At 68.3% G+C, this 8,034-nt stretch carries 8 protein-coding genes; all 8 read left to right on the top strand.

From position 1 onward, the window contains the following. Nucleotides 1-246 precede the first annotated feature (246 nt). The 8 genes from VGC47_15385 to VGC47_15350 all read left to right on the top strand — a co-directional run bounded on the left by VGC47_15385 (nucleotide 247) and on the right by VGC47_15350 (nucleotide 7,956). Complete coding sequence (locus VGC47_15385; GenBank protein HEX9856693.1) at nucleotides 247-924, top strand: hypothetical protein; 678 nt, start codon at nucleotides 247-249, stop codon at nucleotides 922-924. A gap of 51 nt (nucleotides 925-975) precedes the next feature. Continuing rightward, entirely contained in the window at nucleotides 976-1,899 is a 924-nt protein-coding gene (locus VGC47_15380) for a WYL domain-containing protein (GenBank protein HEX9856692.1), read from the top strand. Beyond that, nucleotides 1,896-2,828, top strand: coding sequence for a WYL domain-containing protein (locus tag VGC47_15375; GenBank protein ID HEX9856691.1), 933 nt, complete (start codon nucleotides 1,896-1,898; stop codon nucleotides 2,826-2,828). Before VGC47_15380 ends, VGC47_15375 begins: the two co-directional genes overlap by 4 nt. A gap of 89 nt (nucleotides 2,829-2,917) precedes the next feature. Continuing rightward, the gene (locus tag VGC47_15370; protein ID HEX9856690.1) at nucleotides 2,918-3,211 is read left to right on the top strand and encodes a hypothetical protein; all 294 of its coding nucleotides are present in this window, start codon (nucleotides 2,918-2,920) and stop codon (nucleotides 3,209-3,211) included. Nucleotides 3,212-3,324: 113 nt separating this feature from the next. Then, complete coding sequence (locus tag VGC47_15365) at nucleotides 3,325-3,822, top strand: twin-arginine translocase TatA/TatE family subunit (protein ID HEX9856689.1); 498 nt, start codon at nucleotides 3,325-3,327, stop codon at nucleotides 3,820-3,822. Further along, nucleotides 3,819-4,532: a twin-arginine translocase subunit TatC gene (gene tatC / locus VGC47_15360; protein ID HEX9856688.1), complete on the top strand. Its 714-nt coding sequence runs from the start codon at nucleotides 3,819-3,821 to the stop codon at nucleotides 4,530-4,532. The genes VGC47_15365 and tatC overlap by 4 nt, the downstream gene beginning before the upstream one ends. Further along, nucleotides 4,529-7,078, top strand: a complete 2,550-nt coding sequence (locus tag VGC47_15355; GenBank protein ID HEX9856687.1) for a DEAD/DEAH box helicase — start codon at nucleotides 4,529-4,531, stop codon at nucleotides 7,076-7,078. The genes tatC and VGC47_15355 overlap by 4 nt, the downstream gene beginning before the upstream one ends. After that, nucleotides 7,075-7,956, top strand: coding sequence for a diacylglycerol kinase family protein (locus tag VGC47_15350; GenBank protein HEX9856686.1), 882 nt, complete (start codon nucleotides 7,075-7,077; stop codon nucleotides 7,954-7,956). The genes VGC47_15355 and VGC47_15350 overlap by 4 nt, the downstream gene beginning before the upstream one ends. Nucleotides 7,957-8,034: the final 78 nt, after the last annotated feature.

Here is an 8,034-nt window from a genome sequence, read left to right as displayed (position 1 = left end):
ACTTGAGATCGACTGGCGCACCGGGTCCCGGCTCGGAGGAGGGACACCGACCTCGGAGTGGATGCAGGTGTGTGACATCACCGACCGGGATTGGTCGCCATGAACTGGATCTGCGTCACGGTGACACTACTTGTCGCAGCTCCGATGCCCAGCGCGCTCGCGGCTGAGGAATACAGGTGCTGGTATGAAGCCGCTGGCAGCCTTGGCGGACTTCGCCTCCTCCATTGTCGAATCGACGGGGGGGAGGTGATCGTCTACTCGGATGGTGACGAGCCGGACGTGCCGTTGTGGCCTGCCGTTGGGGACGACGGGGACGGTGAGTGCCATTACCGGCGGTCGCAGTTCACGGGGTGGTACCTCTCCGAGGTGAACGGGACGGACAACCTGCTGCAATACGATCCCGACGGGACTCGGGGCGGGCCGCGGATCGCCGATGCGTGGTTCAGGAGGTGCGACGGAGAGCCCTGGGAGGTCGATCTCGACATCGAGCTCGTCTGGGAGGTGCTCGAATCCTTCGAGTTCGCGACACCGGACCCGACGATGGCTCCCACGGTCGGAGTGACGGGCCTCCCGACCTTCATCGGGATGCAACCGCCCGAGCCGTACGTCGAGTCGGTCACATCGCCGCTCACCGCCGCCCGGATCGACGTGGAGTTCAGGGTGGTGACGGTGGCGATCCGTTGGGGTGACGGTGAGATCCAGGACGTGCCGGCCCGCCTCTTCGACGCACTCGACGGATACCCGGACGGTGAGATCACCCACACGTACGAGGCGAAGGACTACGCAGACTTGGAGGTCGACTACGTGTGGCGGGTGAGGTGGCGGGCGAACGACGGGCCGTGGGAGCCGATCGCAGACATCGAGCCGACGACGTGGAGCGTCTCGTACCAGGTCGACGAGGTCGTCGGACGCCGCACCGGCTGAAGCACGAAACGCTTCCAGTCGTGACGGGCCACCGATACTCTGCGCGGCGACATGCAGAACGTCATCGAACGCATCCTCAACCTCCTCGCATACCTCCTCACGGCGGAACGGCCCGTCACGGCGGACGAGATCCGCAACACCGTCGCCGGGTATGCCCAGGACAGCGACGAGGCGTGGCGGCGCATGTTCGAGCGCGACAAGGACCTGCTGCGATCGCTCGGGATCCCGCTCGAGCTGCGGCCCACCGACGCCTGGGAGGTGGAGCACGGGTACGTCGTCCCCGCGGACGCCTACTCGCTACCGGATCCCGGTCTGACGGACGAGGAGCGCGCTGCCCTGTGGCTCGCCGCCCAGGTTGTCCGGATCGGAGGGCGCCCCTCGGGCCCCGACGCGCTGTTCAAGTTGGGCGGGGCGCCGCTCGGGGCCTCGATCGAACCGCTCGGGGCCGATCTAGGAGCGTCCAGCCATGAGCTCGGTGAAGCGTTCGCTGCCGTCTCGGACAGGCGCGAGCTGCGATTCGGATACCGCGGCTCGGACCGGAAGATGCTCCCGTACGGGCTCGTCCATCGCCGCGGGCATTGGTACGTCGTCGGTCCTGACAAGGGGTCGCCCGACATCAAGGTGTACCGCCTCGATCGCGCCGCCGACGTCACCGCCGGGCCGACCGCCGGAGCGTTCGACCGTCCGAAGGGCTTTCGCGCCTCCGACGCCATTCCCGGTGCGCCGTGGGAGGCAGGTCCGGACGACCTGACGGCGACCGTCGCCTTCGATGCCCCGCTGGCCTGGTGGGCACGACGTCAGCTCACGGGCAGGGCGCAGGTCACCGAGGCCCCCGACGGGTCTCTCGTCGCCGAGATCCCGGTCGCCAACCCCGAGGCGTTCATCGGGTGGGTGCTCGGCTTCGACGACGGTGCGGAGATCATCGCTCCGCCCGAGCTCCGCGAGGGGTTGTTGGCACGGGTGACGGCCCGATGACGACCAGCCCGAAGACGGCGCAACGCCTCACCCGCATCCTGTCGATGCTGCCGTGGGTGATCGCCAACCCGGGCACCACGGTCGACGAGGTGTGCGACCGGTTCGGGTACACGAAGCGCCGCCTCGCCGCCGACCTCGACCTGGTCTTCGTGTGTGGGCTCCCGGGGTACGGGCCGGGCGACCTGATGGTCGCCTACATCGACGAAGATGAGGTGGTCGTCGAGATGGCCGACTACTTCTCGAACCCGGTACGCCTCACCGCACCGGAGGCGCTCTCGCTGCTCGCCTCCGGGCTGGCGATCCAGTCCACGGGCCACGCCTCGGCGGCCCTCGACCGGGCTCTCGACAAGCTGCGAGACGTGCTGCTTCCGGACGGCGGCGAGGCCCTGGTCGTCGATCTCTCCGAGCCGGAGATGGTCGGCACGGTTCGGTCGGGTGCCGCCGAGGGCAGGGCGCTCGAGATCGTCTACACGAAGCTGTCGACCGGCGAGACGACGACTCGTCTCATCGAACCGTGGACGGTGTTCTCGACGATGGGGAACTGGTACGTGTCGGCCTACTGCCGCTCGGCGGGGGGTGAGCGGGTGTTCCGGGTCGACCGCATCCAGTCGGTCGTCGAGACCGGGGAGCGATTCGAGCCCCCTGTGGTTCCCCCGGCACCCGTCGTTCGCTACTCGCCGAACGAGGACGACGTCCGGGCGACGATAAGCCTCGCCGAGCGGGGCCGATGGGTCGCCGACTACTACCCGGTCGAGATCGTCGAGGACGACGGAGAGTGGTTGACGGTGCGTTTCTCGGCGTCTGACCCGCTCGTCGCCGCCAGGTTGCTGCTGCGCCTCGGGGTCGACGGCAAGCTCGTCGAGGGGCCGGAAGTGGGCGATGCGCTGCGACGGCTACGCAGCGTGATCCTGAAGCGTTATTCGCGCTAGCGCCATCGGACTACCTCGCGAATAGTCATTCAGCATCCGATGTGTTTGCCGATGTTTTCGTTAGACAGACGGGCCAGCCGGAGTGAGAAATGACCACTATCCGAACCACATGCAACCGCTGCGGAGACGTAGAGCTCACGACCAGCGACCTGGGCCTCGAGCTCGAAGCCGAAGGTTCCAAGGGCAAGTACCGCTTCGAGTGCCCGTTCTGCGGGCTCGTCCAGCGCAGACCGGCCAACCAGCGGGTCGTCAGCATCCTCCTCGCCACAGGCGTCGAGTACGAGATCATCGCCGAAGTCGGACCGATCACCGAGGACGAGATAGAGGCATTCGCCCAGGCTCTCGACGAGGACGGCTGGTACTCCGAGATCGCAGCCAACTGAGTTCTCCACTCCGGTGAACCGAGCCCCCGCTCTGCGGGGGCTTTGTCTTTGCCGGGCGGCGCCCCGCCACCCTGGACGACGTACCAGGCGCGGGTATCTACCATCGACTGACCGTGGGGAACTTCACAGTCTCCGAGCTGCTCACGATCGCCGTGATCATCCTCATCGTGTTCGGGCCGAATCGTCTGCCGGAGCTGGCGCGCCGCGCCGGTCAGTTCGTCGCGATGGCTCGCAAGGCGATCCAGTCGCTGCGCGACGAGATCGACACCGACTACCAGGAGATCGCCGGCCCGGTGCGTGACGTCCGTGAAGAGCTTCGCGAGGTCCGCCGCGAGCTCAACAAGTCGATGTCCGAGCTGAACGAGCAGGTGCGCGACCTCGATGCCCCTGCCGCCGACCGGAAAGCGCTCCCGGCACCGGGCGAACGGGCGGGGGAGACTGATGAGGATCGAGATACAGACCTGCCGGCCGACACCTCGGCCGAGGTCATCCGCGCCAAGGCGCTCGGAGACAGGAAGCCGGGGGTGCAGGCTCCCCTCGACGTCGATGCCTCGTCCGACGTCGAGCCGCCCCTCGAGAAGCAGCCGAACACTGAGTCGGAGGGCGTGTGACCCAGCAGGCGACGATGAGCTTCTTCGACCACCTCGGCGAGCTCCGCTCGCGGGTCATCAAGTGCGTCGTCGCCATCCTCGTCGGCTCGGTCGTGGCGTTCTTCTTCAACGAGTGGATCCTCGAGAAGCTCGCCCAGCCCTACATCGATGTCACGGGTGAGGGGTTGGCGTTCTTCAGGCCCACCGAGGCCTTCAGCCTCGTCATGAAGCTGTCGCTCTTCGGTGGGGTGATCATCGCCAGCCCGGTGATCATCTACCAGCTGTGGCGCTTCGTCAGCCCCGCCCTCACGAAGCGAGAGCGCCGCTACCTGATCCCCCTCTCGACGATCCTGGCGGTCCTCTTCGCCGCCGGCGTCGCCTTGGGGTACTGGTCGCTCGAGCGGGGACTCTCCTTCCTCATCGGGTTCGGCGGACCGGGCCTCGAAGCCGTCGTCGGAGCCGAGTTCTATCTCAGCTTCGCGATGCGCTTCATCCTGGCATTCGGGCTGGCGTTCGAGTTCCCGGTGTTCCTGTTCACCGCCGCGGCGGCGGGCCTGGTGACGAGCGCCAAGCTGCGCGCCCAGTGGCGCTGGGTGGTGCTCGGCATCGTGGTCGGTGCGGCACTCATGACCCCGAGCGGCGACCCGTTGACATTGACCCTGCTCTCCGCCCCCCTGTACGTGCTCTTCGAGCTGACGCTGCTCGCCATCAAGCTCATCCTCAAGAGGTGACCGGCCGCTCCGACCTCGGCTCCGCGTTGGAGCAGTACTTCGCAAGCCTCCCCTTCGCGCCGGATCCCTTCCAGATCGAGGCGGCTGGGGCGATCGCCGCAGGCGACTCGGTCGTCGTCACCGCGCCGACCGGCGCCGGCAAGACGGTCGTCGCAGAGGCGGCGGTCGCCCGAGCGGTGGCCGGCGGCACCAGGGCGTTCTACACGACACCGATCAAAGCGCTGTCGAACCAGAAGTTCGGCGATCTGGTTGCCGCCTACGGTGCCGGCACGGTCGGGCTGCTCACCGGCGACAACGTCATCAACGGGGGCGCTCCCATCGTCGTGATGACGACCGAGGTGCTTCGCAACATGATCTACTCGGATTCCGCCGCACTCGACAGCCTGGGCGTCGTCATCCTCGACGAGGTCCACTACCTCCAGGATCGCTACCGGGGAGCCGTGTGGGAGGAGATCATCATCCACCTGCCACGGCGCGTGCCGCTCGTGTGCCTCTCGGCGACGATCGCCAACGCGGAGGAGTTCACGGCGTGGGTGGAAGCCCGTCGGGGCCCGACGAGACTCGTCGTCGAAAAGACGAGGCCGGTTCCACTCGAGTCGCTCTTCATGGTCAAGGATCGCCACCGGGAGGGCGGGATCATCACGCTGCCCGTGTTCGGCCGCGGGGGTGAGCGGGCGAACCCCGAGGTGACGAAGCTGCTGCGCAAGGGGAGGGGGAGGTTCAGGCGGTTCGCGACCCCTCGCCGGCTCGAGGTCGTCGACGAGGTGCACCGGCTGGGGCTGCTCCCAGCCATCTACTTCATCTTCTCGCGTGCCGGGTGCGACCAGGCCGCCGACGCCGTCGCCGCCGCCCGGATGGGCTTCACGGACGCCGGGGACCGGACGATGATCCGCCGCGTCGCCGAGGAGCGAACCGCCCACCTCCACCCGATCGACCTCGAGGTGCTCGGCTACTCGGGATGGCTCGCCAACCTCGAGCAGGGCGTGGCCGCCCACCATGCCGGTCTCGTCCCGGCCTTCAAGGAGGTGACGGAGGAGCTGTTCGCGGCAGGGCTGCTGAGGGTCGTCTTCGCAACCGAGACGCTGGCGCTCGGGATCAACATGCCGGCGAGGACGGTGGTGCTCGAGCAGCTCTCGAAGTTCGACGGCGAGGCCCATGTGCGGCTCCAGCCCGGCGACTACACACAGCTCACGGGAAGGGCAGGTAGGAGAGGCATTGACACCCGAGGGACCGCCATCGTGCTCCACAGCGCGTACATCGGATTCGACGAGGTGGTTGCCACGGCTGCGGCCGGAAGCCATCCGCTCGTCTCGAGCTTCCAGCCGACCTACAACATGGCCGTCAACCTCGTCGCCAACTACGAGCGGGACGTGGCGGAGGAGCTCCTCAACGCGTCGTTCGCACAGTTCCGGGAGGACGGCCGCCGCCTGCAGCTCGCAGCCCGGGTCGAACAGCGCCGCGCCGACCTGGAGGAGTTCCGTGGGGCGGCCGAGTGCGACCGAGGAGACATCTGGGAGTATGTCGCGGCGTCCGCGGCCGCCGGCGATGCCACGACGCTCATCGGCGACTTCCTGCAGCGCACCCGCGAGGGTGACGTGCTGCAACTGACCGGCGATCCCGACGACCGCTGGGTGATCGTCGCCAGGGGATACGGAGCGCAGCCTCGCCTGTTGCTGGTCGACGCTGCCGGCGGGGCGCGACGCGTCTCCCCGAAGGATCTGACACCGGCACTCACCAGGGCGGGTCACGTCGACCTGCCCCAGCCCGTGCTGTCGCGCGACAACGGGTACCGCAGGGCCGTCGGCCGGCTCTTGCGGGGCTTCGAGCCTGAGGGCTCCGAGGGAGTCGGCGGCGTCGACGCCATCGAGCACCCGGTGGCGTCGTGCCACGACCTGGCGAAGCACATCGATTGGGCACGTCGGGCGCGGAGGGCTGAGCGCGACCTGCAGCGCCTCGAACGGAGGATCGCCGTTGCGAGCGGAGGGCTGGTCGCCGCCTTCGATGCGACCCTGGCGCTGCTCGAGTCCTGGGGATACACCACGGGGTGGGGTCTCACCGACAAGGGTGAGCGGCTTCGCTTCGTCTATAACGAGCTCGACCTGGTCCTCACCGAGAGCATCGAGCGTGGCTATCTCGACGGGCTCACCGGCCCGGATCTCGCCGCGGCGGCCTCGATGTTCACGTTCGAGCCGCGGGCGACGTCGCCGGAGGCGCGCCGGCCGAACGGGCTCGTGGCGGAGCGCGGTGAGCTGATCACCGGGCTGGCGGCGGCGATCAACGCCGCCGAGCGTGCCGGCGGTGTGCCGGAGACCCGGTATCCCGACCACGGATTCGCGGCCGTCGCCCACGACTGGACGGCGGGTGCCACGCTCGAGGACCTCTTCGAGGACGACGAGGGCTCGGCCGGCGATTTCGTGCGCAACGCCAGGCAGCTGCTCGACCTGCTCAGGCAGGTCCGCGACACGTTTCCCAGGCTGGCGGACCAGGCGCGCCTGGCGATCAAGGCGATCGACCGCGGAGTGGTCGCCGCCGGGGGGCGGATTTGAGCTGGTGGGTAGTCGTCAACCCGTCGTCGGGTTCCAAGGGCGAGGTGGCGGAGCGTGCCCGGAAGGCGCTGGTCGGGGCGGCGGTGGAATACGAGATGCGCGTCTCGGCGTCGGGGGCGGACATACTCTCGCTCGTCACCGAGGGCAGGGCAGCGGGAGCGACGCGATTCGCCGCCGTCGGCGGTGACGGGACGGCGAACCTCGTGCTCAACGCGATGATGGCGGAGCCCTGGGACGTGAAGCCGGTGCTCGCCATACTCCCTGCCGGGTCGGGGTCCGACTTCATCAGGACGTTCGCGTTGCCCAGAACGATCGAGCAAGCCGTGCTCCACCTCGCCACGGACGACGTGTACCCATGTGACGTCGGCCTCGTGGAAGGGGCATTCGGCTCCAGGTACTTCCTCAATGCCGCCAATGTCGGGGTCACCGCGGCCTCCGTGGTCGTGGGCAGGAAGCTGCCGCGGCGCATGGGGGGCCTGCGGTACACGGCCGGGTTCTGGATGGCGCTCGGTCGCTTCGGCGGCAGGCCGATCGAGCTCGTGGCAGGTTCGAGACGGTTCGTCGGGCCGGCGCTGGCGATCGTCGTCGCCAACGGCCAGTTCTTCGGCGGTGGGCTCAACGTCGCGCCGCGGGCGACGGTGATGGACGGCGTTTTCGACGTCCAGGTGTTCTCGGGACCGCGCCGCCAGGCGTTCACGGTGATGCCGCGGGTCATCACGGGAAGCCACCTCACCCACAAGGCCGTGCGGCGGTTCGTCACGGCATCGATCGACCTGATCTGCGACGACGACTGGCCGGTCGAGGCCGACGGAGAAGTGCTCGGCTCGGGCCCCATCAGGGCGGTCGTCGTCCCGGGCGCCATCGACTTCAAGATTTGACGCCTCGGAGCCGACAGACTCGGGGAATATCAAGCGACAGTGGGCCGTTTCTCGCGTCCCGCCCGCGGATATACTCGC

This window comes from Acidimicrobiia bacterium (genome assembly GCA_036396535.1).
Lineage (GTDB): Bacteria > Actinomycetota > Acidimicrobiia > Spongiisociales > UBA5794 > DASWKR01.
The sequence above is the reverse complement of the archived record's forward strand: the minus strand, read 5'-3'. Positions and strand labels throughout refer to the sequence as shown.

What these genes read in the sequence shown, in the direction of transcription:
- VGC47_15380 (HEX9856692.1), top strand. Translation starts at nt 976, where the DNA reads ATGCAGAACGTCATCGAACGCATCCTCAACCTCCTCGCATACCTCCTC.
- VGC47_15375 (HEX9856691.1), top strand. Translation starts at nt 1,896, where the DNA reads ATGACGACCAGCCCGAAGACGGCGCAACGCCTCACCCGCATCCTGTCG.
- VGC47_15370 (HEX9856690.1), top strand. Translation starts at nt 2,918, where the DNA reads ATGACCACTATCCGAACCACATGCAACCGCTGCGGAGACGTAGAGCTC.